The 25,597-nt window shown below is 64.1% G+C and carries 25 protein-coding genes and 1 tRNA gene; 19 read left to right on the forward strand and 7 right to left on the reverse strand.

From position 1 onward, the window contains the following. Window positions 1-6: 6 nt before the first annotated feature. Genes dapE through dapC form a run of 3 tightly spaced genes read right to left on the reverse strand, consistent with a single transcriptional unit; the run spans window position 7 to window position 3,194 of the window. Window positions 7-1,146, reverse strand: coding sequence for a succinyl-diaminopimelate desuccinylase (dapE, locus tag CEK29_RS07895; protein ID WP_094857762.1), 1,140 nt, complete (start codon window positions 1,144-1,146; stop codon window positions 7-9). Continuing rightward, on the reverse strand, window positions 1,143-1,964 hold the full coding sequence (dapD, locus tag CEK29_RS07900) for a 2,3,4,5-tetrahydropyridine-2,6-dicarboxylate N-succinyltransferase (RefSeq protein WP_094799033.1): 822 nt from the start codon (window positions 1,962-1,964) through the stop codon (window positions 1,143-1,145). The genes dapE and dapD overlap by 4 nt, the downstream gene beginning before the upstream one ends. Window positions 1,965-1,997: 33 nt before the next feature. Further along, on the reverse strand, window positions 1,998-3,194 hold the full coding sequence (gene dapC / locus CEK29_RS07905; RefSeq protein ID WP_170948399.1) for a succinyldiaminopimelate transaminase: 1,197 nt from the start codon (window positions 3,192-3,194) through the stop codon (window positions 1,998-2,000). 47 nt (window positions 3,195-3,241) lie between these two features. Here dapC and CEK29_RS07910 point away from each other — a divergent pair. The 3 genes from CEK29_RS07910 to CEK29_RS23645 all read left to right on the forward strand — a co-directional run bounded on the left by CEK29_RS07910 (window position 3,242) and on the right by CEK29_RS23645 (window position 4,049). Beyond that, window positions 3,242-3,328: transfer RNA gene (locus CEK29_RS07910), tRNA-Leu, on the forward strand. A gap of 298 nt (window positions 3,329-3,626) precedes the next feature. Further along, window positions 3,627-3,794 (forward strand): hypothetical protein, encoded by a 168-nt coding sequence (locus CEK29_RS23845; protein ID WP_170948400.1) that lies wholly within the window; start codon window positions 3,627-3,629, stop codon window positions 3,792-3,794. A 36-nt stretch (window positions 3,795-3,830) separates the two neighbouring features. Next, the gene (locus CEK29_RS23645; RefSeq protein ID WP_141218319.1) at window positions 3,831-4,049 is read left to right on the forward strand and encodes a hypothetical protein; all 219 of its coding nucleotides are present in this window, start codon (window positions 3,831-3,833) and stop codon (window positions 4,047-4,049) included. A 123-nt stretch (window positions 4,050-4,172) separates the two neighbouring features. On the opposite strand, the gene CEK29_RS07915 is transcribed toward CEK29_RS23645, so the two are convergent. After that, the gene (locus CEK29_RS07915; protein ID WP_094857763.1) at window positions 4,173-4,796 is read right to left on the reverse strand and encodes a hypothetical protein; all 624 of its coding nucleotides are present in this window, start codon (window positions 4,794-4,796) and stop codon (window positions 4,173-4,175) included. A gap of 464 nt (window positions 4,797-5,260) precedes the next feature. Between CEK29_RS07915 and CEK29_RS07920 the strand changes: the two genes are divergently transcribed. The 6 genes from CEK29_RS07920 (at window position 5,261) to CEK29_RS07945 (ending at window position 8,790) form a co-directional block, all read left to right on the forward strand. After that, the gene (locus tag CEK29_RS07920; protein ID WP_249278966.1) at window positions 5,261-6,250 is read left to right on the forward strand and encodes an autotransporter outer membrane beta-barrel domain-containing protein; all 990 of its coding nucleotides are present in this window, start codon (window positions 5,261-5,263) and stop codon (window positions 6,248-6,250) included. Between the two features lie 151 nt (window positions 6,251-6,401). Next, window positions 6,402-6,746, forward strand: a complete 345-nt coding sequence (locus tag CEK29_RS07925; RefSeq protein ID WP_255176098.1) for a hypothetical protein — start codon at window positions 6,402-6,404, stop codon at window positions 6,744-6,746. A 39-nt stretch (window positions 6,747-6,785) separates the two neighbouring features. Then, window positions 6,786-7,103 (forward strand): hypothetical protein, encoded by a 318-nt coding sequence (locus CEK29_RS07930; protein WP_094799038.1) that lies wholly within the window; start codon window positions 6,786-6,788, stop codon window positions 7,101-7,103. Between the two features lie 318 nt (window positions 7,104-7,421). Next, window positions 7,422-7,625 carry a cold-shock protein gene (locus CEK29_RS07935; protein WP_094799039.1) on the forward strand — a complete coding sequence of 68 codons (204 nt, stop codon included), beginning with the start codon at window positions 7,422-7,424 and terminating at the stop codon, window positions 7,623-7,625. A 100-nt stretch (window positions 7,626-7,725) separates the two neighbouring features. Further along, entirely contained in the window at window positions 7,726-8,292 is a 567-nt protein-coding gene (locus tag CEK29_RS07940) for a DUF924 family protein (RefSeq protein ID WP_094857765.1), read from the forward strand. A gap of 291 nt (window positions 8,293-8,583) precedes the next feature. Further along, window positions 8,584-8,790: a cold-shock protein gene (locus CEK29_RS07945; protein WP_094799041.1), complete on the forward strand. Its 207-nt coding sequence runs from the start codon at window positions 8,584-8,586 to the stop codon at window positions 8,788-8,790. A gap of 123 nt (window positions 8,791-8,913) precedes the next feature. On the opposite strand, the gene CEK29_RS07950 is transcribed toward CEK29_RS07945, so the two are convergent. Further along, window positions 8,914-9,486, reverse strand: coding sequence for a TIGR00645 family protein (locus CEK29_RS07950; RefSeq protein WP_094799042.1), 573 nt, complete (start codon window positions 9,484-9,486; stop codon window positions 8,914-8,916). 244 nt (window positions 9,487-9,730) lie between these two features. Between CEK29_RS07950 and tig the strand changes: the two genes are divergently transcribed. From tig to CEK29_RS07980, 6 genes are all read left to right on the forward strand, one after another. Further along, a complete protein-coding gene (tig, locus tag CEK29_RS07955; protein WP_094799043.1) occupies window positions 9,731-11,041 on the forward strand; it encodes a trigger factor in 1,311 nt (436 codons plus the stop codon). A gap of 2 nt (window positions 11,042-11,043) precedes the next feature. Further along, window positions 11,044-11,697 carry an ATP-dependent Clp endopeptidase proteolytic subunit ClpP gene (clpP, locus tag CEK29_RS07960; RefSeq protein WP_094799044.1) on the forward strand — a complete coding sequence of 218 codons (654 nt, stop codon included), beginning with the start codon at window positions 11,044-11,046 and terminating at the stop codon, window positions 11,695-11,697. A gap of 113 nt (window positions 11,698-11,810) precedes the next feature. Next, window positions 11,811-13,112 carry an ATP-dependent Clp protease ATP-binding subunit ClpX gene (clpX, locus tag CEK29_RS07965; protein ID WP_094799045.1) on the forward strand — a complete coding sequence of 434 codons (1,302 nt, stop codon included), beginning with the start codon at window positions 11,811-11,813 and terminating at the stop codon, window positions 13,110-13,112. Window positions 13,113-13,467: 355 nt separating this feature from the next. Beyond that, entirely contained in the window at window positions 13,468-15,906 is a 2,439-nt protein-coding gene (lon, locus tag CEK29_RS07970; protein ID WP_094799046.1) for an endopeptidase La, read from the forward strand. A 447-nt stretch (window positions 15,907-16,353) separates the two neighbouring features. Continuing rightward, window positions 16,354-17,304, forward strand: a complete 951-nt coding sequence (locus CEK29_RS07975) for a Bug family tripartite tricarboxylate transporter substrate binding protein (protein WP_255176099.1) — start codon at window positions 16,354-16,356, stop codon at window positions 17,302-17,304. Beyond that, window positions 17,301-18,302, forward strand: a complete 1,002-nt coding sequence (locus CEK29_RS07980; RefSeq protein ID WP_094857766.1) for an NAD(P)-dependent oxidoreductase — start codon at window positions 17,301-17,303, stop codon at window positions 18,300-18,302. The genes CEK29_RS07975 and CEK29_RS07980 overlap by 4 nt, the downstream gene beginning before the upstream one ends. A gap of 208 nt (window positions 18,303-18,510) precedes the next feature. On the opposite strand, the gene lexA is transcribed toward CEK29_RS07980, so the two are convergent. Both lexA and CEK29_RS07990 read right to left on the reverse strand, forming a co-directional pair. After that, complete coding sequence (gene lexA / locus CEK29_RS07985) at window positions 18,511-19,167, reverse strand: transcriptional repressor LexA (protein WP_094857767.1); 657 nt, start codon at window positions 19,165-19,167, stop codon at window positions 18,511-18,513. Between the two features lie 161 nt (window positions 19,168-19,328). After that, entirely contained in the window at window positions 19,329-20,531 is a 1,203-nt protein-coding gene (locus tag CEK29_RS07990; RefSeq protein WP_094799049.1) for an amino acid aminotransferase, read from the reverse strand. 77 nt (window positions 20,532-20,608) lie between these two features. Between CEK29_RS07990 and uvrB the strand changes: the two genes are divergently transcribed. The 4 genes from uvrB to CEK29_RS08010 all read left to right on the forward strand — a co-directional run bounded on the left by uvrB (window position 20,609) and on the right by CEK29_RS08010 (window position 25,596). Further along, window positions 20,609-22,633 (forward strand): excinuclease ABC subunit UvrB, encoded by a 2,025-nt coding sequence (gene uvrB, locus CEK29_RS07995; protein ID WP_094857768.1) that lies wholly within the window; start codon window positions 20,609-20,611, stop codon window positions 22,631-22,633. A 365-nt stretch (window positions 22,634-22,998) separates the two neighbouring features. Then, a complete protein-coding gene (locus CEK29_RS08000; protein WP_094799051.1) occupies window positions 22,999-23,490 on the forward strand; it encodes a low molecular weight protein-tyrosine-phosphatase in 492 nt (163 codons plus the stop codon). Between the two features lie 336 nt (window positions 23,491-23,826). Continuing rightward, a complete protein-coding gene (gene iscR / locus CEK29_RS08005; RefSeq protein ID WP_094799052.1) occupies window positions 23,827-24,369 on the forward strand; it encodes a Fe-S cluster assembly transcriptional regulator IscR in 543 nt (180 codons plus the stop codon). Window positions 24,370-24,384: 15 nt separating this feature from the next. Then, entirely contained in the window at window positions 24,385-25,596 is a 1,212-nt protein-coding gene (locus CEK29_RS08010; RefSeq protein WP_094799053.1) for an IscS subfamily cysteine desulfurase, read from the forward strand. The last annotated feature ends 1 nt before the right edge of the window (window position 25,597 follow it).

Below are 25,597 nucleotides of genomic sequence, written 5' to 3' on the forward strand. Positions count from 1 at the left end.
TGCAATTCAACGCGCCAGCAGCAGGTTTTCCAGCGTGCGGCGATAGATGTTCTTCAGGGGTTCGAGGCTGGCGAGTTCGACGCGCTCGTTGACCTTGTGGATCGTGGCATTGCCGGGGCCGAACTCGATGACCTGCGGGCAGATCTTGGCGATGAAGCGGCCGTCGGACGTGCCGCCGGTGGTCGAGAGCTCGGCGGTCACGCCGGTTTCGGCGGCGATGGCCTGTACCAGGGCATCGGTCAGCGAGCCGCGCGGCGTCAGGAAGGGCTCGCCGCCCAGTTCCCACTCGAGATCGTATTCGAGCCCGTGCTTGTCGAGGACGGCATGCACGCGTTCTTTCAGCGACTCGGGCGTGCTCGCCGTCGAGAAGCGGAAGTTGAATTGCGCCACCGCCTCGCCCGGCACGACGTTGGTCGCGCCGGTGCCGGCGTTCAGGTTCGACACCTGGAACGTAGTGGGCGGGAAGTATTCGTTGCCCTGGTCCCACTCGATGCCGACCAGTTCGGTCAGGGCGGGCGCGAACTGATGCACGGGGTTGCGCGCCAGATGCGGATAAGCCACGTGGCCCTGGATGCCCTTGATGGTCAGTGCGCCCGACAGCGAGCCGCGGCGGCCGTTCTTGCAGGTGTCGCCCAGCACGGCGCCCGAGGTGGGCTCGCCGACGATGCAGTAGTCGAGCTGTTCGCCGCGTTCGCGCAGCGCATCGCACACGATCACGGTGCCATCGATGGCGGGTCCTTCTTCATCGGAGGTAATCAGGAGGGCGATGGAGCCCTCGTGGTCGGGGTGGGCCGCCACGAATTCTTCGGCCGCCACCACGAAGGCGGCGATCGAGCTCTTCATGTCGGCCGCCCCGCGGCCGTACAGGAACCCGTCGCGCTCGGTCGGCACGAACGGATCGCTTTCCCATTTTTCACGCGGGCCCGGCGGCACCACATCGGTGTGGCCGGCGAACACCGTCACGGGACCGCGCGTGCCGCGCCGTGCCCACAGATTGGTGACACCCCCGCGGGCGATGGTTTCGCACGTGAAGCCGACGCGCGTCAGCCGATCGGCGAGCAGCTTCTGGCAATCCACGTCGGCCGGCGTGACGGACGGGCGGGCGATCAGGTCCTTGACCAGTTCCAGTACGGCGTTGCTCATCAGGCCCTCAGCAGCTCATTGATGCTGGTCTTGGCGCGGGTCTGTGCGTCCACGCGCTTGACGATGACGGCGCAAGCCAGGCTGTGCGAGCCGTCTTCGGAAGGCAGCGAGCCCGGCACCACGACCGAACCCGAGGGCACGCGGCCATACGTGATCTTGCCGGTGGCGCGATCGTAGATCTTGGTGCTTTGCGACAGGAACACGCCCATGGCCAGGACCGAGTTTTCTTCGACCACCACGCCTTCGACCACTTCGGAGCGCGCGCCGATGAAGCAGTTGTCTTCGATGATGGTGGGGTTGGCCTGCAGCGGCTCGAGCACGCCGCCGATGCCGACGCCGCCCGAGAGGTGGACGTTCTTGCCGATCTGGGCGCACGAGCCCACGGTGGCCCAGGTGTCGACCATCGTGCCTTCGTCGACGTATGCGCCGATGTTGACGTACGAGGGCATCAGCACCACGTTGCGGGCGATGAAGGAGCCACGGCGTGCGACGGCCGGGGGCACCACGCGGTAGCCGCCTGCCTTGAAGGCCGCGTCGCCGAAGCCGGCGAACTTGGTCGGCACCTTGTCGTAGAACGTGAGGGGATCGGCGCCCATGACTTCATTGTCGGACAGGCGGAAGGACAGCAGAACGGCCTTCTTGATCCATTGATGCACGGTCCATTGATCGTTGATCTTCTCGGCCACGCGCAGACGGCCCTGGTCGAGGGCGTCGATGGTGTGTTCGACGGCTTCGCGCACGGCAGCGCTGGCGTCGGAGGGAGACAGGTTGGCCCGGTCGTCCCAGGCTTTTTCAATGGTGGTCTGGAGGTCGAGAGTCATGACGGCTCGGTGTTGAGAGGGTTGGTCAAGGGATCAGACGGAAGTCTGCACAAAATGCACGATGCGTTCGGCGGCCTGGACGCACTGGTCCAGCGGCGCCACCAGCGCGATGCGGATACGGCCGGCGCCGGGATTCACCCCGCGCGTCTCGCGCGCCAGGAAGCTGCCCGGCAGCACGGTAACACCGGTGCGTCCGTAAAGGTCGCGGGCGAAGGCCTGGTCGCAGCCCGGGGTAGGCGCCCACAGGTAAAACGAAGCCTGCGGCATGCGCACGTCGAGCACCCGCGCCAGGATGGGCGTAACGGCTTCGAACTTGGCGCGATAGAGGCGGCGGTTTTCCTGGACGTGGGCCTCGTCGTTCCAGGCGGCGACGCTGGCCGCCGCGAACACGGGGCTCATGGCGCTGCCATGATAGGTGCGATAGAGCAGGAAGCGCGCCATCAGCGCCGCATCGCCCGCCACGAAGCCGGAGCGCATGCCCGGGACGTTCGAGCGCTTGGACAGGCTCGAGAACACGACGAGGTTCTTGTACGTGTCGCGGCCGAGCCGGCGTGCGGCCTGCAAGCCGCCCAGCGGCGCGTCGCCCTCGTCGAAATAGATTTCGGAGTAGCACTCGTCGGACGCGATGACGAAGCCGTAGCGGTCCGACAGCGCGAACAGCGTGCGCCAGTCTTCCAGCGGCATCACGTTGCCCGCGGGGTTGCCGGGCGTGCACACGAACACCAGCCGCGTCTGGCGCCACACGTCTTCCGTGACGGCGTTCCAGTCGGGGTTGAAGTCGCGCGCGGGATCGGCGTTGACGTAGAAGGGGCGGGCGCCCGCGAGCACGGTCGCGCCTTCGTAGATTTGATAGAAGGGGTTCGGGCAGACGACCAGCGAATCCGCCGCCGGATCGATGACGGCCTGGGTGAAGGCGAACAGGGCTTCGCGCGAACCCAGCACGGGCAGCACTTGCGTGTCGGCGTCGGGCGCCGGAATGCTGTAGCGGCGTGCCAGCCATTGCGCGATCGCCTCGCGCAGCGCCGGCGTGCCCTTGGTCGCCGGGTACACGGACAGGCCGTTCAGGTGCGCATTGATCGCCTCGCCCACGAGTGCGGGCGTGGCGTGCTTGGGCTCACCGATCGACAAATTGATGGGTGCGAGGCCATCCGGCGGCGTGCCGCCCGAGGCCAGCAGACCACGCAGTTTTTCAAAGGGATAGGGATGCAGGGCATCGAGACGCGGATTCATAGCGCACGATTTTAACAAGCAAGCTACAATAGCGGGCTTGGCCTTTTGCGAAGGTGGCGAAATTGGTAGACGCACCAGGTTTAGGTCCTGACGCCGTAACAGGTGTGCGGGTTCGAGTCCCGCCCTTCGCACCAACCCTATTCGTGTCGTGATGCCGGGCTAATCGGTCGGCATAGTCGGTCGGCACACTCGATCGGCACAATCGGTCGGCACAATCGGTCGGCCGGACCGGTCAAGCCTAACCGGTCGGCCTGAGTGGTCGGCCTAAGTGGTCGGCCCAACCCCCCGGCCCACGGCCGCCAGGCCTCAAGCTCCAAGCCCCAAGCCTAGCCCCCGGCTCGCCCCACCTCGCGCGCGGCGCTAGCTGACGGGTTGCTGTATGCAGGCATGGGGGTTGCTGGCCCTTCTGCATGACGAACTCGGGAGCCAGGCATGCATTTGGTGATCATGGATTCTTCGGTCATCGTGGACCGTGTGCAGTATGTTTTTTCCACGGTGGGCGAGGCTCAGGCGTTCGCGCTTTGCCTGAAATCAAGTCAGTCGGTCGATGCATGTCTGCATGTGCACAAGCCGGTGGCGGTCGTCGAGCCGTCCGCGTAAGATTCAGGGACACAGCCAAGCATCTCGGGAGACTCGGTGTCTGCGAAGGTCCATATCAACGTGACACCGCTTGCTTCCGGTAAATACGTCGGACGCGTCAATATCTCCTTTGAGCTGGATGCCGGCCGGCAGGCCTGCTACTCCTATGCCACGCGTCCCGAACGCAGCGAGCCCGCCGCGCGGCTTCAGGCCGAGGCGCTCGTGCACGACGCAATCGCACACTTCGATCGCCTGGGGTGGGCTCGCGCTGCCTGACTGACTCGAGATGCGGCGCTGCCTCATCGAAAACCGCTACATCGAAAACGCCGGCACACGCCGGCATTTTTCTATTCAGGTGGCCCGATCACATTCCGGGCGCGGTGCGCGACCCTGCGCCGCTCACGTGCCCGGGCAGGTCTGGGGCAGCCTGTCCAATTCCTGCGACATCTGAATGAAGGCCGCGGGACCCTTGTTGGCGGGCACGCGCACCACATAGATCGAATCGAAGTCGCTGCCACGCCAGGCGGGCACGGAGGCCGAGGGCCCCTGGTGGCGGTCGAGTATCAGTCTGACCGCCTCGGGGAGGGTTCGATGGTCCCACGCGATGACGACCGTACGGCCTCGCAGATCGGCCGCATCGAGGGCATTCGCCAATCCTTTGGCGTCGTCGTAGCCGATCTGCGCCTGCACCGGAAGGCCGTATTGCACGGCGAGCGGCGTGACCGTCGCGAGCGGACGCACGTAGCTGTACGCCTGCCCACTCTCCATCTTTTGCACCGCGGGCGAGGGCGCGAACACGGCCTGCGGCGGACCCACCCGGCGAGGCAGCCGCTGCACCAGCGCGATCGCCCGATTCAGGCCGCGGCAGCTCAACTGGCCCAGCCCCGCCACCGGCACTTCGGCATGCCGTATGAAAACGAAGGTCGTCGCACCGGGCGCGGGCGTCAGCGCCGGTCCTTCATCCTGGAACCACGCCGTCGATCCGCACCCCGCCAAGAGGGCCAGGGCCGCGACGCTGCCCAACAGCGCGCCTCCACGACACACGCGCTGCGAACGGGCATGCAACGGAGGGCGGGACGGGACAAACAAAAACCGCGTGGGCATGGAGGCTGTGTCGAGATCGGTAGTCGTGGAGGGCGGGCCGGGTGCCCGGAGGCTGCTTGCAGAACCATTCTGGGGCCCAAATTCGTGACAGGGCAAGCGCGGGGCCGCCCAAGGATGAAAAAGGGCAACCGATCGCGTGGGCCGGACGCCCCGGCGCGGGCCTGGTGGTGCGGGCGGGCGGTACGCAAATGCCCCGTTACATAGGTGTTTTTTCGCAACACTCGGCCATCCCTATGAATTACGCCCGGTTTTGCCTGGTGTCTGAAACATTTGGGGGCGGACACCATCGATAGAATAAATTTTGTATTTTGTATAGAAAATGGCGGTGCAACGCTTGGCACCGACCGGATTTCATTTTTTTCCTCGAGGATGGATCGATGGCAATGGCAAAGGCTCCCGCAAGACTCCCGCTGGCCGTAACGCTTTCCCTGGCAGCCGTGGCAACGAGCGCCTGGGTGGCGCCCGCGGCGCAGGCTCAGTTGGTCACGCCCGCTCAGGTTCGGGCCGAAATCAATCGACGCGGCGCGGAAGGGGTCGCCATGGGTCAGACCGGATCCTTGCTCTTGCTCGAGTCCGAGTTGGGCGTGGCGGGTCAGCGCCAGGGCGAGTTGCGCAACGGCGGCCGGGGCGGCCTGTGGGCACGTGGGGGCGGCAGCCGCTACAAGATCGACGGCGACGATGCCGGCAAGTTCGACAATGACGTCGAAGTGGGCGCCATCGGCGGCGACTACGGCTGGGATCTCTCGACCGGCAAGCTGTTTCTCGGTGCGTACGTGGGGCTGGGGCATGCCGACCAGGACGACAACGACATCATGAAAGGCAAGAGCCGCAGCCGCTATCTCGGCACCTACCTGACGTACGTCGACAACGGCGGCTTCTACGTCGATGCGGTCAGCAAGGTCGGTCGCATCAAGGACGAGGTCGAGTTCGATCTGCCGCTCAACCTCGGCACCTACAAAGATGACGTCAAGCACACCACGTACAGCGGCAGCGTCGAGTTGGGCTATCACTTGCAGCTCGAAGATCAATGGTTCGTCGAGCCGCAGTTGCAGGCGATCTACACGCGCAGCAGCCAGACCTCGGTGCAGGGCCGCGCAGGCGTGCGCGCCGGGCGCGACTTCCAGCTCAGTGGCGGCACCACGCTGCGGCCCTATGCCACCGCGTCGTACCTGCATCAGTTCTCCAACGATGACACGATCAAGTTCGGCAGCAGCACTTATGACGTGGAATTGCCCGGCGACCGCTGGCAGCTCGGCGGCGGCATGCAGGTGTCATCCGGCGCCCACCGTGGCTTCGCCGACCTGCGCTACGGCCGCGGCGATATCGTCAAACGTGAGCTGACCTTCAACGTCGGCTACAGCTACCGCTTCTAAGCACGGCGCTACCGCCTGGCGCGGTTCCTGCCGCGTCGCAACGCTCGCCAGCGCCCTCGGCCGCCGGGCGCTGCGACCGATCTCGCGCGCCCGCCCGCCGGGCGCGCGGCGGCCTGCCGCAAGTCCTCTATAATGGCCGTCCGATCCCGCTATGGTGCTGGCGCGGCGCGCGCGCCGGGTGGCCAGCCCCTTCTCTCCCGACCCTGATCCCGTGGACTACGAGCTGCTCTATTGGGCCATGGCCTCGATGGTGGCACTGGCGTTGCTGAGCGGTTGGCTCAGTGGCCAGGCGCGTGCCCTGGGCAGTACGCTGTCAGGCGTGCTGGCCTGGGCGGGGGTGGCGGCGGTGGTCGTATGGGTGCTGACGCGCGATGGCGCGTTCGCCGGGCAGGCGCCGTTGCTCGCTATCGCGGCGGCACTGTTCTCGCTGGTAATTGGTGCTGCCTGTGCGTTGCTCGCACGGCGCATCCGGGCGCGGCGTATGCCGCGCTCATGAATTGACGCCGCTCTCGAGCGGCAACGTTAGGAATTTCATATGGAAATCAGCAGTCGCCAGGTTGGCGAGTTCGAAGGCGGCCTAAGCCTGGACACGACCATCGATGGCGCCGTGCTCGCCACGTACGTCGTGCTTGGCGCTCCCGATCTCGACGCCATCGCGGACTTCGTCCCGCCCGAGCGTGTGGGTGAGGGCGCGGCGATCCACGCAGCCTCGGTCGACAGCGTCGACGAAGCGCAGGCGCAGATCGACGAAGTGCTGGAAAACATCAACCCGGGCGACCTCGCCGTTTTCTTTTGCGCCGATGCGGACAGCTTCGGCGCGGCGCTGGATCTGCTTGGCTTGCCGGTCGACTGACCGGACTCTTCAAAACGCTTATCACAGTTTAAATTCGCCCCATTTGATTATTAGTAAATGGGGCGCGTAGACGCGTCCGCGCAAATAATAAGCAAGCGGTTACCGCAGTTTCTATTTGTTGCACTATTGGTACGTAATTTTGAGGATTATGTTGACTTGGGAGAGGAACCTGACGATAGTGGCGGTACACGAGGTCAAGTGTTGCGAAGTTTGTTCAGTGCCGTGCCTTATCCGGCGACCGTTATTGTTCTGCTGTCCTCTCCTTGATTGAATCGTGGTCCCGGGCTCTCTTGCCCATAAATCTCTAGGAAATACAGTATGGAAACCGGCGTCGTTAAGTGGTTCAACGCAGAAAAAGGCTATGGCTTCATCACCCCGGAAGCGGGTGGCAAGGACCTGTTCGCCCACTTCTCCGAAATTCAAGCCAACGGCTTCAAGTCCCTGGAAGAGAACCAGCGCGTCAGCTTCGTGACGGCGATGGGTCCCAAGGGTCCGCAAGCCACCAAGATTCAGGTCCTGTAATTCACAGGTAACTGAACCGCGAAAAGCCCCGCAAGGGGCTTTTTTCATTTCTGGGCGCCGTGCGCATGCCTGTGCCGCGCCCTCTGCGCCAGGACCCCACATGACCGAGCTTTCCTTCGATCCCCCGTCGGCTCTCACCCCCGAGGAGGTCGTGCGCTTCTGGCGTGCGGCGGGCCCGGCCAAGTGGTTCGCCCGCGACGAGGCGTTCGACCAGGATTTTCGTGCCCGCTTTCTGGGGGCGCACTTCGCCGCGGCCCGCGGCGAGCTGGCGGCATGGGAAGGCACGGTCGACGGCGTGCTGGCGCTGCTGATCCTGCTCGATCAGTTCCCCCGCAATGCGTTCCGGGGCACCGGTCACATGTTCGCCACGGACGGCCTCGCGCTGGCTATCGCGCGCCGCGCGATTCAGGCCGGAAACGACCGTAAGGTCGATATTGAAATGCGGCACTTTATTTATTTGCCGTTTGAACATGCCGAGGATCTCGCGGCCCAAACTGAATCGGTGTCATTAATGTCGGACCTTGACGCCGAGACATTGCGTTGGGCGATTATTCACCGCGATATTATTGTTCGCTTCGGCCGCTTCCCGCATCGTAACGCCAGCCTGGGGCGCGACAGCACCATCGAAGAGCAACGCTTCCTGGCCGAGGGCGGTTTCGCTGGCTGAGAACAGCCCCTGGCGCCGACAGTTCGCGATAGGGACAGCGCAGTGTGGCGCCGCCGCCACCCCCCGAAAGACAGGGGTCTCACGACATTGAAACAACATGTGTCCAATGTAGTGAATAACAAGTGGTTTCCTGAAAGTTTGACCGTTGTTCCGCCGCACACCTAAACTGGGCTGGCGAGATCTTCAAGTCGTGTGGCGCCGGGCAGCTGGCCGGCAAGTATCGTTGTCACCGTGTTCCCTTGATCATCTGGCGCTCCGCGATTCGTCGCTTTTTAGGCTCAAGGACTCACCATGGCAACCGGTATCGTTAAGTGGTTCAACGCAGAAAAAGGGTATGGCTTCATCATGCCCGATGACGGCAGCAAAGATCTCTTCGCCCATTACTCCGAGATCCGCAGCGAAGGCTACAAGTCGCTGCAGGAGAACCAGCGCGTGACCTTCGAGGTCGGTGAAGGCCCCAAGGGCCCGAGCGCCAAGAACATCAAGGTCGCGACCTGAGCGATCTCAGGGCGAGGTTCCTTCGCCCCATGTAAAAAGCCCCTTGAAAAAGGGGCTTTTTGCTTTGGTGGCGAGGCGCATGCGGACGGGCGGGCAGCTCGTGCCCGCGCCGCGCGGGCCGCGTCAGGCGTGGGGCGCGCGATGCAGATGTGCGTTCGCGCCCGCGCCGTTGTTGGTCAGCTTGTCGACGTACGCGATACCGATCGCCGACAGAATGAAGACGACATGGATGATGGTCTGCCACATCACGCCGGTCTCGGTGAAGCGCGCGTTGGCGCCACCCAGGTTGCCGGCTTCGATGAAGGTGCGCAGCAGGTGGATCGACGAGATGCCGATGATGGCCATCGCAAGCTTCACTTTGAGGACGCTGGCATTCACGTGGCTGAGCCACTCGGGCTGGTCCGGGTGGCCTTCGAGGCGCAGTCGCGAAACGAAGGTTTCGTACCCGCCCACGATCACCATGACGAGCAGGTTCGAGATCATCACCACATCGATGAGGCCGAGCACGATCAGCATGATCTCCATCTCGCCGAAGCTGTTGGTGTGCGACACCAGATGCCACAGCTCTTTGAGGAACAGGAAGACGTAGACGCCCTGCGCCACGATGAGACCGAGGTAGAGCGGCAGCTGCAGCCAGCGTGAGCTGAAGATGAGGGCGGGCAGGAGGCCCAGGCGGGGTTGGCGGTGTTCGTTCATGAGGTAGGCGAGCTATAAGTTGAATTGTTATGGGTGTAGCGGTGTTCCAGGCGGGCGAAATTCTATCAACGCCAGACGACAACGGGGCTATCAGACCGTGACGATATGAGGCAGTTCCCCCAGGGCGCTTTTGGGGGCCGGGACAGGGCTTGCGGTGCTTCTGCAACTTTCCGGTAAAATGGCCCGTTTAGCTCGTTTCGTTCTCCATTTCTCCCTCGTTACCCCTCGGAAAATAGGTCTTTTAATGCAGCCTGTGGTTGAAACCCTCTCCGGCCTCGAGCGCCGTATTGATCTGGCCGTCTCGGTCGCTGACGTCGAAAAGGAAGTCCAGGCGCAACTCAAGCGCGTGGCCCGCACCGCCAAGGTCCCCGGTTTCCGTCCCGGTAAGGCTCCGATGGCCATGATCGAGCGCACCCAAGGCCCCAGCATCCGCTACGACGTGATCAACAGCCAGGTCGGCCGTGCGTTCGAGCAGGCCGTCGAAGGCGCCAAGCTGCGCGTCGCCGGCATGCCGACCCTCGAGCCCAAGACCGAAGGCGTCGACGAAAGCACGCTGGCGTTCAGCGCCACCTTCGAGGTGTACCCCGAAGTGACCGTGCCCGATCTGTCGTCGCTCGCCGTGACCCGCTACGACACCGAAGTGTCGGACGCTGAAGTCGACAAGACGCTCGACGTGCTGCGCAAGCAACGCGCCACTTTCGAAACCCGCGAAGACCGCGCCTCGCAAGACGGCGACCGCGTCGTCCTCGACTTCGCCGGCAAGATCGACGGCGTCGCCTTCGAAGGCGGCACCGCCGAAAACTTCCCGTTCGTTCTGGGCCAGGGCCGCATGCTGCCCGAGTTCGAAGAAGCGGCTCGTGGCCTGAAGGCTGGCGAGACCAAGGTCTTCCCGCTCAAGTTCCCCGACGACTACCAAGGCAAGGAAGTGGCCGGCAAGACCGCCGAGTTCACGATCACGATCAAGGAAGTTGCCGAGGGCGTGCTGCCCGAAGTCAACGCCGAGTTCGCCAAGTCGCTGGGCCAGGCCGATGCCGACGTCGAAAAGCTCAAGGCCGACATCCGCACCAACATCGAACGTGAAGTCAAGGTTCGCTCGCAAGGCCGCACCAAGACCAGCGTGATGGATGCCCTGGTCGAAGCCGCCAAGTTCGACGTGCCCAAGGCGCTCGTGAGCAACGACGTGCAAGGCCGCATCGCCGAAGCCCGTGAGGAGCTGAAGCAGCGTGGCGTGCCCAACGCCGAAAGCGTTCCGATGCCCGAAGAAATCTTCGCCGGCGAGTCCGAGCGCCGCGTGCGCCTGGGCCTGCTCGTCTCCGAACTGGTCAAGCAGAACCAACTGCAGGCCAAGCCGGAGCAAGTGCGCGCCCGCATCGAAGAGTTCGCCCAGAACTACGAGCAGCCCGCTCAGGTTGTCAGCTACTATCTGTCCGACCGCCAGCGCCGCGCCGAAATCGAAGCGATCGTGCTGGAGGACAACGTGGTGGCCTACGTGCTGGAAAAGGCCAAGGTTACCGACGAGAAGGTGGCCTTCGACCAGTTGATGGGGATGGCATAAATATGCAGCGTTTCACCGATTTCTATGCAGCGATGAACGGCGGCTCGTCCGTCACGCCGACCGGCCTGGGCTACATCCCCATGGTGGTCGAGCAATCGGGCCGCGGCGAGCGGGCCTACGACATCTACTCGCGCCTGCTGCGCGAGCGGCTGATCTTCCTGGTGGGTCCGGTCAACGATGCGACCGCCAACCTCGTGGTCGCTCAGTTGCTGTTCCTGGAATCGGAGAATCCTGACAAGGACGTCTCGTTCTACATCAACTCGCCCGGCGGGTCGGTGTATGCCGGGATGGCCATCTACGACACCATGCAGTTCATCAAGCCCGATGTGTCGACGTTGTGCACGGGCCTGGCGGCGAGCATGGGTGCGTTCCTGCTGGCAGCCGGGAAGAAGGGCAAGCGTTTCTCGCTCCCCAATTCCCGCATCATGATTCACCAGCCGTCGGGCGGTGCCCAGGGTCAGGCCACGGATATTCAAATCCAGGCCCGCGAGATCCTGGACCTGCGCGAGCGGCTGAATCGGATCCTGGCCGACAACACCGGCCAGCCTGTGGAACGCATCGCCGTAGACACCGAGCGTGACAACTTCATGTCGGCTGCAGATGCGGTATCGTATGGTCTGGTAGACAAGGTTCTGGCTTCCCGCGCTGACGTGTAATCACGCCATCGCAGGGCCGCCCGGGCCCCTGTACTGCCGCCAGATTCGATAAGCGTTGAATGTGCACCCGCCGCCTTCGCGGCGGGTGTCCTCACCAGAGATACGAAACACTTATGCCTGACAAAAAGGGATCGGCAGACGCAAAAGTGCTGCATTGCTCTTTCTGCAACAAGAGCCAGCACGAAGTCCGCAAGCTGATCGCGGGTCCGTCCGTATTCATCTGCGATGAATGCATCGACCTGTGCAACGACATCATCCGCGAGGAGGCGCAAGCCACCGCGCGTGCGGCGATTCGTTCCGAGCTGCCCACCCCGGCTGAGATCAAGACCTTCCTCGACCAGTACGTCATTGGTCAGACTTCGCCCAAGCGCATGCTGGCGGTAGCGGTGTACAACCACTACAAGCGCATTCGCCATGGCGAAATCAAGGGCGACGAGGTCGAGCTCTCCAAGAGCAACATCATGCTGATCGGGCCGACCGGCTCGGGCAAGACGCTGCTCGCGCAGACGCTGGCGCGCATGCTCAACGTGCCGTTCGTGATGGCCGACGCGACCACCCTGACCGAAGCCGGTTATGTGGGTGAAGACGTCGAAAACATCATCCAGAAGCTGCTGCAGAACTGCAATTACGATGTCGAGAAGGCGCAGCGCGCCATCATCTACATCGATGAGATCGACAAGATTTCGCGCAAGTCCGACAACCCCTCCATCACCCGTGATGTGTCGGGCGAGGGCGTGCAGCAGGCGCTGCTCAAGCTGATCGAAGGCACCGTCGCTTCGGTGCCCCCGCAGGGCGGCCGCAAGCATCCCAACCAGGACTTCGTTCAGGTCGACACCACCAACATCCTGTTCATCGTCGGCGGCGCCTTCGACGGGCTCGAAAAGGTGATTCGCGATCGCACCGAGAAATCGGGCATCGGCTTTTCCGCCTCCGTGCGCGCGAAGTCCGAGCGCGGTGTCGGCGAGCTGTTCAGCGAAGTCGAGCCGGAAGATCTGATCAAGTTCGGTCTCATCCCCGAACTGGTCGGCCGTCTGCCCGTGGTCGCCACGCTCGACGAGCTCGACGAGGCTGCCCTGGTGCAGATCCTGACCGAGCCGAAGAACGCGCTGATCAAGCAGTTCCAGAAGCTGTTCGCCATGGAAGGCGCCGAACTCGACGTGCGTCCGGACGCGCTGAAGGCGATTGCGCGCAAAGCGCTCAAGCGCAAGACCGGCGCCCGGGGTCTGCGCTCGATCCTCGAAGGTTCGCTGCTCGACACGATGTACGACCTGCCCTCGCAGGGCAACGTCAGCCGCGTGGTCCTCGACGACGGCGCGATCGAAGGCAGCGGCAAGCCGCTCTTGATCTACAACGACGAGAACGCGACCGCCGCCAAGCCTGCTGGCGAATCGGAAGTGCGCGACGCCGCGGCCTGATCGCCGCGCGTTGCCGGCAAGACCGAAAACCCGTCCTCGTGACGGGTTTTCTCATTGCGGCACCGGCAAGCGCGAGTTGCGCAACCGTAACCGAGTAGGGGCCGATGCAACGCGCAATGACAGGTGCTGTCGATGCGCGGCGCGCAAGTCCGGTGTGCCGCAGGCTCGCGCGCCTCATGCGGCGGATACGCAAGGAAAGATAAAAAAACCGTTCATTAACGGCTTTTTTGGGAATCGGAAAGGGTCTTGCCGCCTGCCACTTGAATTTTCGGCTATTGTTCCCATATCGGACGTAATCGACGTGAAAAGCCCCGGGCTTTCTGTCCCCCAAACGTCGCACACGAGGAACCTATCTATGTCTGCTAGCCAGACCCTGCCTTCCGACCCGATCGATCTGCCGCTCTTGCCGCTGCGTGATGTGGTGGTGTTCCCGCATATGGTCATCCCGCTGTTCGTCGGCCGCCCGCGTTCGATCCGAGCGCTCGAGGTAGCCATGGAAGCGGGCAAGAGCATCATGCTGGTGGCCCAAAAGTCCGCTGGCAAGGATGACCCCACTCCTGAAGACGTCTACGAAATCGGCTGCGTGGCCGGCATTCTGCAGATGCTGAAGCTACCCGACGGCACCGTTAAGGTGCTGGTCGAAGGCACCCAGCGCGCCCGCATCGATAGCGTGGAAGACGTCGATTCGCACTTCACCTGCCAAGTCACGCCCATCGAACCCGACACCACGCAGGGCTCGGAGACGGAAGCGCTGCGCCGCGCCATCGTGGCGCAGTTCGAGCAGTACGTGAAGCTCAACAAGAAGATCCCGCCGGAGATCCTGACCTCGCTGGCGGGTATCGATGACGCCGGCCGTCTGGCCGACACGATCGCCGCGCATCTGCCGCTCAAGCTCGAGCAGAAGCAGAAGATGCTGGAGGTCGTCGTCACTTCCGAACGCCTCGAAGGCCTACTCACGCAGCTCGAGACCGAGATCGACATTCTCCAGGTCGAGAAGCGCATTCGCGGCCGCGTGAAGAAGCAGATGGAGAAGAGTCAGCGCGATTACTACCTCAACGAACAGGTCAAGGCGATCCAGAAGGAGCTTGGCGAGGGCGAGGAGGGCGCTGATATCGAAGAGCTCGAGAAGAAAATCCTTGCGGCGCACATGCCCAAGGAAGCGCGCAAGAAGGCCGACGCCGAGCTCAAGAAGCTCAAGCTGATGTCGCCGATGTCCGCCGAAGCCACGGTGGTGCGCAACTACATCGACACGCTCATCAATCTGCCCTGGCGCAAGAAGAGCAAGATCAACAACTCGCTGGCCAACGCCGAGACCGTGCTCGACGACGACCACTATGGTCTCGAGAAGGTCAAGGAACGCATTCTCGAGTACCTCGCGGTGCAACAGCGCGTGGACAAGGTGAAGGCGCCCATCCTGTGCCTGGTCGGCCCTCCGGGCGTGGGCAAGACCTCGCTCGGCCAGTCGATCGCGAAAGCCACGAATCGCAAGTTCGTGCGCATGGCGCTGGGCGGCGTGCGTGACGAGGCCGAGATCCGTGGCCACCGCCGCACGTACATCGGCTCGATGCCCGGCAAGATCCTGCAGAACATGTCGAAGGTTGCCGTGCGCAATCCGCTGTTCCTGCTCGACGAAATCGACAAGCTCGGCATGGACTTCCGTGGCGATCCTTCGTCGGCGCTGCTCGAGGTGCTCGATCCCGAACAGAACCACACGTTCCAGGACCATTACATCGAGGTGGATTTCGATCTGTCCGACGTGATGTTCGTGGCGACCAGCAACACGCTGAACATTCCGCCGGCGCTGCTCGATCGTATGGAAGTGATCCGCCTCTCGGGTTACACCGAAGAGGAAAAGATCCACATCGCCCGCGATCACCTGCTGCCCAAGCTGATGAAGAACAACGGCTTGCGCGAAAACGAGCTGACCGTCGACGAAAGCGCGCTGCAGGACATCGTGCGCTACTACACCCGCGAAGCCGGTGTGCGTGCGCTCGAGCGTGAAGTCGGCAAGATCTGCCGCAAGGTGGTCAAGCAGTTGCTGACGGAGAAGGACAAGGGCGAAGTGCGCGCCGACGGTCCCGTGACCGTCAACGCGGCCAACCTCAACGACTACCTCGGTGTGCGCCGCTATACCTTCGGTATGGCCGAAAAGGAAAATCAGATCGGTCAGGTGACCGGCCTGGCATGGACGGAAGTGGGCGGCGATCTGCTGACCATCGAAGTCGCCGATATGCCGGGTAAGGGCGTCATTCAGCGCACGGGTTCGCTCGGCGATGTGATGAAGGAATCTGTCGAGGCCGCTCGTACGGTGGTGCGTTCGCGCGCTCGCCGTCTGGGCTTCGCGGACAGCGTGTTCGAAAAGCACGACATGCACGTCCACGTGCCCGAGGGTGCCACGCCCAAGGACGGCCCGTCCGCCGGTATCGCGATCACGACGGCCATGGTGTCGGCCCTGTCGCGCATCCCGGTGCGTGCCGATGTCGCCATGACCGGTGAGATCACGCTGCGCGGCGAAGTGCTGCCGATCGGCGGTCTCAAGGAAAAGCTGCTGGCCGCGCACCGTGGCGGTATCAAGACGGTGCTGATTCCCGAAGAAAACGTGAAGGATCTCGCCGAGATTCCCGACAACGTGAAGAACTTCCTCGAGATCGTGCCGGTGCGCTGGATCGACAAGGTGCTCGAGCTCGCGCTCGAACGCCAGCCGGAACCGCTCGCCGAAGAGGAAGCCTCCAAAGAGCCGCTGGTGGCCAAGCCCGTCGAGGCAGGCTCCACCGACCCGGTGATCAAGCACTGACGCAGGCTCGGCTTGCCTCGCGGGATCGGAGGCAGCAGAACTGAAGAGAAGCCCGGACCAACGGTCCGGGCTTTTTTTGCGGTGTTCGTCGCGGGCTCGCGTCTGCAACCGAGAGGATGTGGCGCCGCGGCGCGGTCCGGAAGTCCCCGCATGATTACGTTGCGGCGCAGCAGCCTGGCGCTGCCGCGGCCCACCCTCGTCCAAATGGAATAGCGGCGTTTCCATTAATTCAAGCAGGGCAGCCAGCCGTCTCTCTAGTATGGGTCCAGGTCGCCGCACAGACGGACGACCAAAGACCAATAAAGGGAGACAAGCATGGATTCGGTATGGCAGGCTGCTCGTGAGGGCTGCCCGGACGAGGCCGGGCGTGGCAAAGGCGTAGCGGGGCAAACCGCGCGTCGCGAACAAGGAGGGCGCGGGGCGCGGCGGGGTGGTGGATGCCTTGGCGTGTTCGGCGTGCTGGCGCTCGCCATGGCGACGGGCGCCTCCGCCGCGCAACCCGCATGGCCGCAAAAGCCGGTATCCGTGGTGGTCGCGTTCTCCGCGGGCGGCACGACGGATATCCTCGCGCGCGAAATCGGTGCGTCGCTCACGCAGCGCTGGGGCCAGTCGGTGGTGGTGGAAAACAAGCCCGGCGCGAGCGGCAACATCGGCACGCAGGCGGTCGTGAACGCGGCACCCGACGGCTACACGCTGCTGATCAACTCGATCGGACCGATTGCCGTCAATCCCGCCTTGTATCGCAAGCTGCCATTCGATCCGCAAAAGGATCTCAAGCCGGTGGTGCTCGTCGCCGACGTGCCGAACGTTCTGGTGGTGCATCCGTCGAGCAACGTGAAGACGCTGGCGGAACTGGTGCAGCGCATGAAGGCCAAGCCCAATGGCTACAACTGCGCCTCGACCGGCGTGGGCACCGCGGCGCATCTGTCATGCGCCACGTTCGCGCAACAGGCGGGCGTGGAAGTGACGCACATTCCCTACAAGGGCGCCGATGCGCTGAACGATCTGCTGGGCGGCCGCGTGCAATTCATGTTCGCGACCATCCCTTCGGTCATGGGGCATCTGCGCTCCGGCGCGCTGGTGCCCTTGGCCGTGTCCACGCAACGCCGATCGCCCAGCCTGCCCAACGTGCCGACGGTCGCTGAAAGCGGCTATCCGAAGTTCGCGCTGGGCTCCTGGTTCGGCTATTTCGTGCCCAAGAGCACGCCGGACGAGATCGTGGCACGCATCAACGCCGACGTGAACGCCGTGCTCGCCGAGCCCGTCATCAAGCAGAAGCTCCAGAGCGAAGGGGCCGAGGCCGTGGGCGGAACGCCGCAGCAGTTCGCCGACTACGTGCGTACCGAGACCGACAAGTGGGGCAAGGTCGTCGAGCAACTCGGAGTGGCACTCGATTGAAGGCTCAGCCCTATGTCGTGGTGAGCACGCGTGAGCTGGCGCCGGAGGCGATGACGCGCGCGCGTGCCTTGTTCGATTTCCGGGTGGCGCCGGATCCCGGCGAGGCCAGTCTGCGCGTCGCGCTAAGGGACGCGCACGCCGTGATCGCGCGCGATGATCTGCCCGAGGACCTGTGCACGCTGGCGCCGCGCCTCATCATGGTGGCCCGCCATGGCGTGGGGCTCGACGTGGTGCCGTTGGCCGCCTGCTCCGAACACGGCGTGCTGGTCAGCAACGTGCCGGGTGGCAACGCGCGCAGCGTGGCGGAATTCGCGGTCATGCGCATGTTGATGCTGGCGCGCGAACAGTCTCGCATCGACGCCGCCATGCACGAGGCGGGCTGGGACGAGACGCGCAGCCGCTATTCTGGCCGCGCGCTGGAGTTGTACGGCCGTCGGGCCGGCATCCTGGGCTATGGCGCGATTGCCGCGGCGCTGGCGCCGATGCTGCATTTTGGCTTCGGCATGGAGGTGTATGTCAGCACCCGGGATCCCGCCCGGCTGCCCGCCTGGGTCAGGCCCGCCTCGCCGGAGGCGTTGGCGCAGGCCTGTCAGTTCGTCCTGCCCTGTGTGGCGCTGAACGCGCAGACCCGGGGCCTCGTCGACGCCGCGTTTCTCGCGGCGATGCGCCGCGATGCCTGGCTGGTGAATGTGTCGCGCGGCGAGGTCATCGATCAGGACGCCTTGGTGGAGCGCCTGCGCGGCGGGCATCTGGCCGGCGCTGCGCTCGATGTCGTGCGCGAGCGGCGCCTGGACGCGGATCACCCCTTGTTGCAACTGCCTGGGGTGCTCGTGTCGCCGCACCTCGCCGGCCATACCGCCGACGCGAATCTGCGCAACGGCATGAGCGCGCTCGACAGCCTCGAGTCGGTGCTGTTGCGGGGCGAACCCGCGCCGCTGGCAGTGAATGCGGAACAGGCCTGGCCGGCGGCGCACGCGAGGTGGCAGGCCGGCCGCTGAAGCACGCAGGCGATGCGATAAGCAAACGCACGAGCGAGAGCACAAGCACAAGGCAAAAGCACAAGGCACAAGCAAAAGGCACGAGCACAAGGCAAGTGCAAGGCACGAGCACACGGCACAAACAAAATGCACAAGCAAAAGGCCCACGCGGTGCGTGGGCCTTTGCTCATGGGGGCGGGGCGGCTCGGGTGAGCCTGCCGCTGAGCGCCTAGTGCAGCGCTTGCGTGCGGATGAGGCCGACCGCGATGCCTTCGAGGGCGAATTCGTCTTCGCGGCCGACGATGATCGGGCTGAAGTCGGGATTCTCGGGCAGCAGCTCGATGCGGCCATTCTGGCGTTGCAGACGCTTGACCGTGACTTCGTCGCCGAGTCGGGCGACGACGATCTGACCGTTGCGGGCCTCGGAGGCGCGCTTGACCGCGAGCAGGTCGCCCTCGAGGATGCCGACATCGCGCATGCTCATGCCGCGCACCTTGAGCAGGTAATCCGGGGTTTGCGCGAACAGGCCCGGGTCGACGCCGACCTCGCGCTCGACGTGCTCGGCCGCCAGGATGGGGCTGCCGGCGGCCACGCGGCCCACCAGCGGCAGCAGCAGCTGCGACAGGCTGGGCATGGGCAGCATCGGCTGACGTGCGCTGGCATCCGGCTCGGCGTCTTTCAGGCGGATGCCGCGCGAGGCGCCGGCGGTGAGCTCGATCGCGCCCTTGCGTGCCAGCGCCTTCAGATGATCCTCGGCGGCGTTGGGCGAGCGGAATCCCAACGCCTGCGCGATCTCGGCGCGCGTGGGCGGAAAACCGGTACGGGCGACGGTTTGCCGGATGAGGTTGAGGATTTCCTGCTGGCGTTCCGTGAGTTTCGTGGCCATGGCGATGATCCGCCAGATGCGGACTGTATGTATATACAGCGTGATTCTGGGGGACGATACCGAAAAAAGCAAGTCCACGGGACGGACGCCCAAACAAAAGCCCACCGCGAGGGTGGGCTTCGGTTCGTTGGCCCGCTCGCGCGGGCCTCGGAGGCAGCTGCTTACTTCAGCACGGCGGCGATGGCGCGGGCCACGACGTCGATGTTGCGGCTGTTGAGCGCGGCCACGCAGATGCGGCCGCTGGAGACGGCGTACACGCCGTGCTCTTCGCGCAGACGGTCGACCTGGGCCGAGGTCAGACCCGAGTACGAGAACATGCCACGCTGACGCAGCACGAAGCTGAAGTCCTGGGTGGCGCCGGCCTCGGCGATCTTGGCGACCAGCTGCTTGCGCATTTCGCGGATGCGATCGCGCATACCGGCGAGTTCCTGCTTCCATTCGGCCAGCAGCTCGGGCGTGTTCAGCACGGTCGAGACCACGGTGCCGCCGTGGGTGGGCGGGTTGGAGTAGTTGGTGCGGATGACGCGCTTGAGCTGGCTCAGGACGCGCGTGGCCTCGTCCTTGTTGCCGGCGATCACGGTCAGGGCGCCGACGCGCTCGCCATACAGCGAGAACGACTTCGAGAACGACGAGCTCACGAACATGGTGAGGCCGAGGTCGGCGAACATGCGCACCACGGCGGCGTCCTGCTCGAGGTCTTCGCCGAAGCCCTGGTAGGCGATATCGAGGAAGGGCACGAGGTTGCGCGCCTTCACGACATCGGCGATCTGCTTCCACTGCTCGGCGGTGGGATCCACGCCGGTGGGGTTGTGGCAGCACGCGTGCAGGACCACGACGGTCTTCTCGGGCGCGGCCTGCAGGCCGGCGAGCATGGCGTCGAAGTTCAGGCCGCGGGTGCTGGCGTCGTAATAGGGGTAGGTGCCGACGGTGAACCCGGCGCGCTCGAACAGCGCGCGGTGGTTTTCCCAGCTCGGGTCGCTGATCAGCACTTGCGACTGCGGCAGCAGCTGACGCAGGAAGTCGGCGCCGATCTTGAGGGCACCCGTACCGCCCAGTGCCTGGGTCGTCAGCACGCGGCCTTCGGCGGCGAGCTTGGAATCATTGCCCAGAAGCAGCGCCTGCGCGCCCTTGTTGTAGCCAGCGATCCCTTCGATCGGCAGGTAGCCGCGTGCGGCGGCGGCTTCGATGCGGGCGATCTCGGCCTTGCGGACGGCGCCCAGCAGCGGGATGCGTCCCTCATCATCGTAGTACACGCCCACGCCCAGGTTGACTTTACCGGGGCGGGTGTCGGCGTTGTACTGCTCGTTCAGGCCAAGAATGGGGTCGCGCGGCGCGAGTTCGACGGAATCGAAAAGGGTGCTCATGGGACAAGATTGAGTGGGATGGACGCACACCGAGGTGCTATGGATAATGGGGGGTTTACCCTCAAGGACAGTCTAGCATGACCGCTCCTGGATACGTCGATTTCCCGAACAGCCCCTTCCAGCTCTACCAGCCGTATCCGCCCGCGGGCGATCAGCCGGACGCCATCGCCGGATTGGTGCAGGGAGTCGAAGACGGCCTGATGTACCAGACCTTGCTGGGCGTCACGGGCTCGGGCAAGACCTACACGATGGCCAACGTGATCGCGCGTCTGGGTCGTCCGGCGCTGGTGCTCGCGCCCAACAAAACGCTCGCCGCGCAGCTCTACGCCGAGATGCGCGAGTTCTTTCCGAAAAACGCCGTCGAGTACTTCGTTTCGTACTACGACTACTACCAACCCGAAGCCTACGTGCCCACGCGCGATCTGTTCATCGAGAAGGACTCCTCGATCAACGAACACATCGAACAGATGCGGCTGTCGGCGACCAAGAGCCTGCTCGAGCGCCGCGATACGGTGATCGTGGGCACGGTGTCGTGTATCTACGGTATCGGTAATCCGGGTGATTACCACGCGATGGTGCTGATCCTGCGCGCCGGAGACCGCGTGTCGCGGCGCGAGGTGCTCGCGCGGCTCGTGGCGATGCAATACACGCGCAACGATGCGGACTTCACGCGCGGCGCGTTCCGTGTGCGCGGCGAGACCATCGATATCTTTCCGGCCGAAAGCCCGGAGCTGGCGCTGCGCGTCACGCTGTTCGACGACGAGATCGAAACGCTGGAGCTGTTCGATCCGCTTACCGGCAAGGTGCGCCAGAAGGTGCCGCGCTTCACCGTCTACCCCGGCTCGCATTACGTGACGCCGCGCGAAACGGTGCTGCGTGCCATCGAGACCATCAAGGAAGAGCTGCGCGAACGCCTGGCGTTCTTCACGCGTGAGGGCAAGCTCGTGGAGGCGCAGCGGCTGGAGCAGCGCACGCGCTTCGACCTCGAAATGCTGCAGGAGCTGGGCTTCTGCAAGGGCATCGAAAACTACTCGCGGCATCTGTCGGGCGCGGCGCCTGGTGAACCGCCTCCCACCCTGATCGATTACCTGCCGGCCGACGCGTTGATGTTCATCGACGAGAGCCATGTGACCATCGGCCAGCTGGGCGGCATGTTCCGGGGTGACCGGGCGCGCAAGGATACGCTCGTGCAGTATGGCTTCCGCCTGCCGTCGGCGCTCGACAACCGGCCGCTGCAGCTCGAAGAGTTCGAGGCGCGCATGCGCCAGTGCACGTTCGTCTCTGCCACGCCGGCGGCGTACGAAAAAGAGCATGCCGACAACGTGGTCGAGCAGGTGGTGCGGCCCACCGGCCTGGTCGATCCCATCGTGGAGATTCGGCCGGCGCACAGCCAGGTCGATGACCTGTTGGGCGAGATCCGCATCCGCGTGCAGGCGCAGGAACGCGTGCTGGTCACGACGCTGACCAAGCGCATGGCCGAAGACCTGACCGACTACCTCAGCGAGCATGGCGTCAAGGTGCGTTATCTGCACTCCGACATCGATACGGTGGAGCGCGTCGAGATCATCCGCGACCTGCGTCTGGGCACGTTCGATGTGCTGGTGGGCATCAACCTGCTGCGCGAGGGCCTGGATATTCCGGAGGTGTCGCTGGTCGCGATTCTGGACGCCGACAAAGAAGGTTTTCTGCGCTCGGAGCGCAGCCTGATTCAGACCATCGGCCGCGCCGCGCGCAATCTGAACGGCCGCGCGATCCTCTACGCCGACCGCGTGACGGATTCGATGCGCCGCGCCATCGACGAAACCGAGCGCCGCCGGACCAAGCAGATCGAGCACAACACGGCCCATGGCATTACGGCGCGCGGCGTGAGCAAGGCCGTGCGCGAACTGATCGACGGCGTGGTGGCCCCCGCGAACCACGACATGCTCGAGGACGCGGTGCCGGCCGCGTTGCTGACCGACGAGAAGGCGCTGGCGCGTGAAATCAAGCGCCTCGAAAAGCTGATGATCGATCACGCCCGCAACCTCGAATTCGAGCAGGCGGCGGCCGCGCGCGATGCCCTCAACGCGCTGAAGAATCGCGTCCTGCTCGACGGAGCCTGATGCGCTTGCCGCGGGTGCCCGTCCGCCAGGCCGGGCGCCCGTGGCGCCTCGGTTGCGGCGGGGCAGGGCTTGCCTGCACCGCAACGAGATGCCTCCCGGGCGGCCTTGATATGTGGCGCAATGGCCTCATTTATTGCTTACGCAAAGCTGAAGCGGCAGCCTTTTTGGTCAGATAAATAGGGGTCCGGCCCCGTCAGGAGTGTCTGCACAAAAAGGGGCCGGTTTTCAATCAGCTTTCACCCGAGCGTTGCGTGCTAAGTGTTTGTTAAGTCGAGAGAAAACCGTGTTTTCGCACGACCGTCCAATCCTTCGTGGAACGCAAAAAAAGCTTGCTAAATTCCGGGTTTTCCCGCAGACTTTACGCCATGATGACCAAGGTACTTTTCGTTTGCATGGGCAACATCTGCCGCTCGCCGAGCGCAGAGGGTGTGTTCCGCCATCTGGTGAGCGACGCCGGACTGGCCGACGTCGTGCGGATCGACTCCGCCGCCACGCATGCCTTCCACATCGGCGAAGCCCCGGATGCCCGGGCCCAGGCTGCTGCCCGCAAGCGCGGCTACGACATCTCGCAATGCGAAGCGCGTCAGGTGACCGCGGAAGACTTCCGCGACTACGACCTGATCCTCGCAATGGACTGGGACAACCTGTCTGCCCTGCAGCAGCAGTGCCCCAAGGCCTACCAGCACAAGCTGATGCTGCTGATGCGCTTTGCCAATGAGTTCGAAGAAGCCACCGTGCCCGATCCGTATTACGGCGGCCCGGAAGGTTTCGGCAAGGTGCTCGACTATCTCGAGGATGCCTGTCAGGGCGTGCTGGAGATGGTGCGCAAGCGCGCGACCCAATATCAGGCTGCCTGATAGAGGGGCCTGTCGGGGGCGCCGGTGTCGGTCCCCCGGTAGTGGCAGGGCGGTGGTGGCGGGTCGGTATCCGCTATTTCGCAGTGTCTGCTCGGCAGGGGCGATCGGCGCGACTGGTCGGTCGGCCCTCGATAGTGACCCCCCGGTAGCCTCCGGAGCGGGGCCCCGAAAGCATACGAACCGCGCTGTGGGCGCGGTTTTTTTCCGCCGAGATACCTAGCGATTTACTCGGGAATTTGCTATACTTGAGGCAATTACTCAAGTATTCGCTCTCCCGCCGTCCACGCGTCATTGCCGGGTGGCCCGGGTGTTCAACGGATTCACAGGAAACCTACCATGCGGTTAACCACCAAGGGGCGTTTCGCCGTGACTGCCATGATCGATCTGGCTATGCGGCAGCATAGCGGCCCGGTCACTCTCGCGGCGATCAGCCAGCGCCAGAATATTTCCCTCTCCTATCTGGAACAACTGTTCGGCAAGCTGCGCCGCCACGAACTCGTGGACAGCGTGCGCGGCCCGGGCGGTGGCTATTCGCTCGCCCGTCTGGCGCGCAACGTCACCGTGGCCGACATCATCTTCGCTGTCGACGAGCCGCTCGACGCCACCAGCTGTGGTGGCAAGCGTGACTGCACCAGCGGCAATGATGGCAAGCCCGGCAAATGCATGACGCACGAGCTGTGGGCCACGCTGAATCGCAAGATGGTCGATTACCTTGATTCCGTCTCGCTGCAGGATCTGGTCGACCAGCAACGCGTGCGCCAGCTGCAGGAAGCCAACAATCAAGCACAAGGCTGTTCGGTGCGGGTCAACCGAGTGGGGGCGGGCGCTAATGCTGCCAATGCGCCCAGTACCACCGTCGCCGCCAACGCCACCGTATAGCAGGAGTAGTACCCCATGAGCAACCGTCCCATCTACCTCGACTATTCCGCGACCACGCCGGTCGATCCGCGCGTCGTCGAAAAAATGATCCCCTGGCTGTACGACAACTTCGGCAACCCGGCATCGCGCAGCCATGCGTTTGGCTGGGACGCCGAAGAAGCGGTCGAGAAGGCGCGCGAAGAAGTGGCGAAGCTGGTCAACGCCGATCCGCGCGAAATCATCTGGACCTCGGGCGCCACGGAATCCGACAACCTTGCGATCAAGGGCGCGGCCAATTTCTACGCCGAGCGCGGCAAGCACATCATCACGCTCAAGACCGAGCACAAGGCGGTGCTGGACACCTGTCGCGAGCTCGAGCGTCAAGGCTTCGAGGTGACCTACCTCGACGTCAAGGACGACGGTCTGCTGGACCTCGAGGTGTTCAAGCAGGCGCTGCGTCCGGACACCATTCTCGTGTCCGTGATGATGGTCAACAATGAGATCGGCGTCATTCAGGACATCGAGACCATCGGCGAAATCTGCCGTGAGAAGGGCATCATTTTCCACGTCGACGCCGCGCAAGCGACCGGCAAGGTCGAGATCGATCTGCAGAAGCTCAAGGTCGACCTGATGGCGTTCTCGGCGCACAAGACCTACGGCCCCAAGGGCATCGGCGCGCTGTACGTCCGCCGCAAGCCGCGCATCCGTATCGAAGCGCAGATGCACGGTGGTGGCCATGAGCGCGGTTTCCGCTCGGGCACGCTCGCCACGCACCAGATCGTGGGCATGGGCGAAGCGTTCCGTATCGCCCGCGAAGAGATGGGCACCGAAAACGAGCGCGTGCGCATGCTGCGCGATCGTCTGCTGGCCGGTCTGTCGCAAGTCGAAGAAACCTACGTGAACGGCGACATGGAACACCGTGTGCCGCACAACCTCAACATCAGCTTCAACTATGTCGAAGGCGAGTCCCTGATCATGGCGATCAAGGAGCTGGCGGTCTCGAGCGGCTCCGCCTGCACGTCGGCCAGCCTGGAGCCTTCGTACGTACTGCGCGCACTTGGCCGTAACGATGAGCTCGCGCACAGCTCGATCCGCTTCACGCTGGGCCGCTTCACGACCCAGGAAGAAGTCGACTTCACCATCGAGCTGCTGAAGAGCCGCGTGGGCAAGCTGCGCGACATGTCGCCGCTGTGGGAGATGGCCCAGGAAGGCATCGACCTCAACAGCGTGCAGTGGGCGGCGCACTGAT

The organism is Bordetella genomosp. 5 (assembly GCF_002261475.1).
In the GTDB taxonomy this organism is placed as follows: Bacteria; Pseudomonadota; Gammaproteobacteria; order Burkholderiales; family Burkholderiaceae_B; genus Bordetella.

Excerpts from the sequence above, each read along its gene's own strand:
- dapD (WP_094799033.1), bottom strand. The coding sequence starts at position 1,964 with ATGACTCTCGACCTCCAGACCACCATTGAAAAAGCCTGGGACGACCGG.
- dapC (WP_170948399.1), bottom strand. The coding sequence starts at position 3,194 with ATGAATCCGCGTCTCGATGCCCTGCATCCCTATCCCTTTGAAAAACTG.
- CEK29_RS23845 (WP_170948400.1), top strand. The coding sequence starts at position 3,627 with ATGCATTTGGTGATCATGGATTCTTCGGTCATCGTGGACCGTGTGCAG.
- CEK29_RS07920 (WP_249278966.1), top strand. The coding sequence starts at position 5,261 with ATGGCAAAGGCTCCCGCAAGACTCCCGCTGGCCGTAACGCTTTCCCTG.
- CEK29_RS07925 (WP_255176098.1), top strand. The coding sequence starts at position 6,402 with ATGGTGCTGGCGCGGCGCGCGCGCCGGGTGGCCAGCCCCTTCTCTCCC.
- CEK29_RS07930 (WP_094799038.1), top strand. The coding sequence starts at position 6,786 with ATGGAAATCAGCAGTCGCCAGGTTGGCGAGTTCGAAGGCGGCCTAAGC.
- CEK29_RS07935 (WP_094799039.1), top strand. The coding sequence starts at position 7,422 with ATGGAAACCGGCGTCGTTAAGTGGTTCAACGCAGAAAAAGGCTATGGC.
- CEK29_RS07940 (WP_094857765.1), top strand. The coding sequence starts at position 7,726 with ATGACCGAGCTTTCCTTCGATCCCCCGTCGGCTCTCACCCCCGAGGAG.
- CEK29_RS07945 (WP_094799041.1), top strand. The coding sequence starts at position 8,584 with ATGGCAACCGGTATCGTTAAGTGGTTCAACGCAGAAAAAGGGTATGGC.
- CEK29_RS07950 (WP_094799042.1), bottom strand. The coding sequence starts at position 9,486 with ATGAACGAACACCGCCAACCCCGCCTGGGCCTCCTGCCCGCCCTCATC.
- tig (WP_094799043.1), top strand. The coding sequence starts at position 9,731 with ATGCAGCCTGTGGTTGAAACCCTCTCCGGCCTCGAGCGCCGTATTGAT.
- clpP (WP_094799044.1), top strand. The coding sequence starts at position 11,044 with ATGCAGCGTTTCACCGATTTCTATGCAGCGATGAACGGCGGCTCGTCC.
- clpX (WP_094799045.1), top strand. The coding sequence starts at position 11,811 with ATGCCTGACAAAAAGGGATCGGCAGACGCAAAAGTGCTGCATTGCTCT.
- lon (WP_094799046.1), top strand. The coding sequence starts at position 13,468 with ATGTCTGCTAGCCAGACCCTGCCTTCCGACCCGATCGATCTGCCGCTC.
- lexA (WP_094857767.1), bottom strand. The coding sequence starts at position 19,167 with ATGGCCACGAAACTCACGGAACGCCAGCAGGAAATCCTCAACCTCATC.
- CEK29_RS07990 (WP_094799049.1), bottom strand. The coding sequence starts at position 20,531 with ATGAGCACCCTTTTCGATTCCGTCGAACTCGCGCCGCGCGACCCCATT.
- uvrB (WP_094857768.1), top strand. The coding sequence starts at position 20,609 with ATGACCGCTCCTGGATACGTCGATTTCCCGAACAGCCCCTTCCAGCTC.
- CEK29_RS08000 (WP_094799051.1), top strand. The coding sequence starts at position 22,999 with ATGATGACCAAGGTACTTTTCGTTTGCATGGGCAACATCTGCCGCTCG.
- iscR (WP_094799052.1), top strand. The coding sequence starts at position 23,827 with ATGCGGTTAACCACCAAGGGGCGTTTCGCCGTGACTGCCATGATCGAT.
- CEK29_RS08010 (WP_094799053.1), top strand. The coding sequence starts at position 24,385 with ATGAGCAACCGTCCCATCTACCTCGACTATTCCGCGACCACGCCGGTC.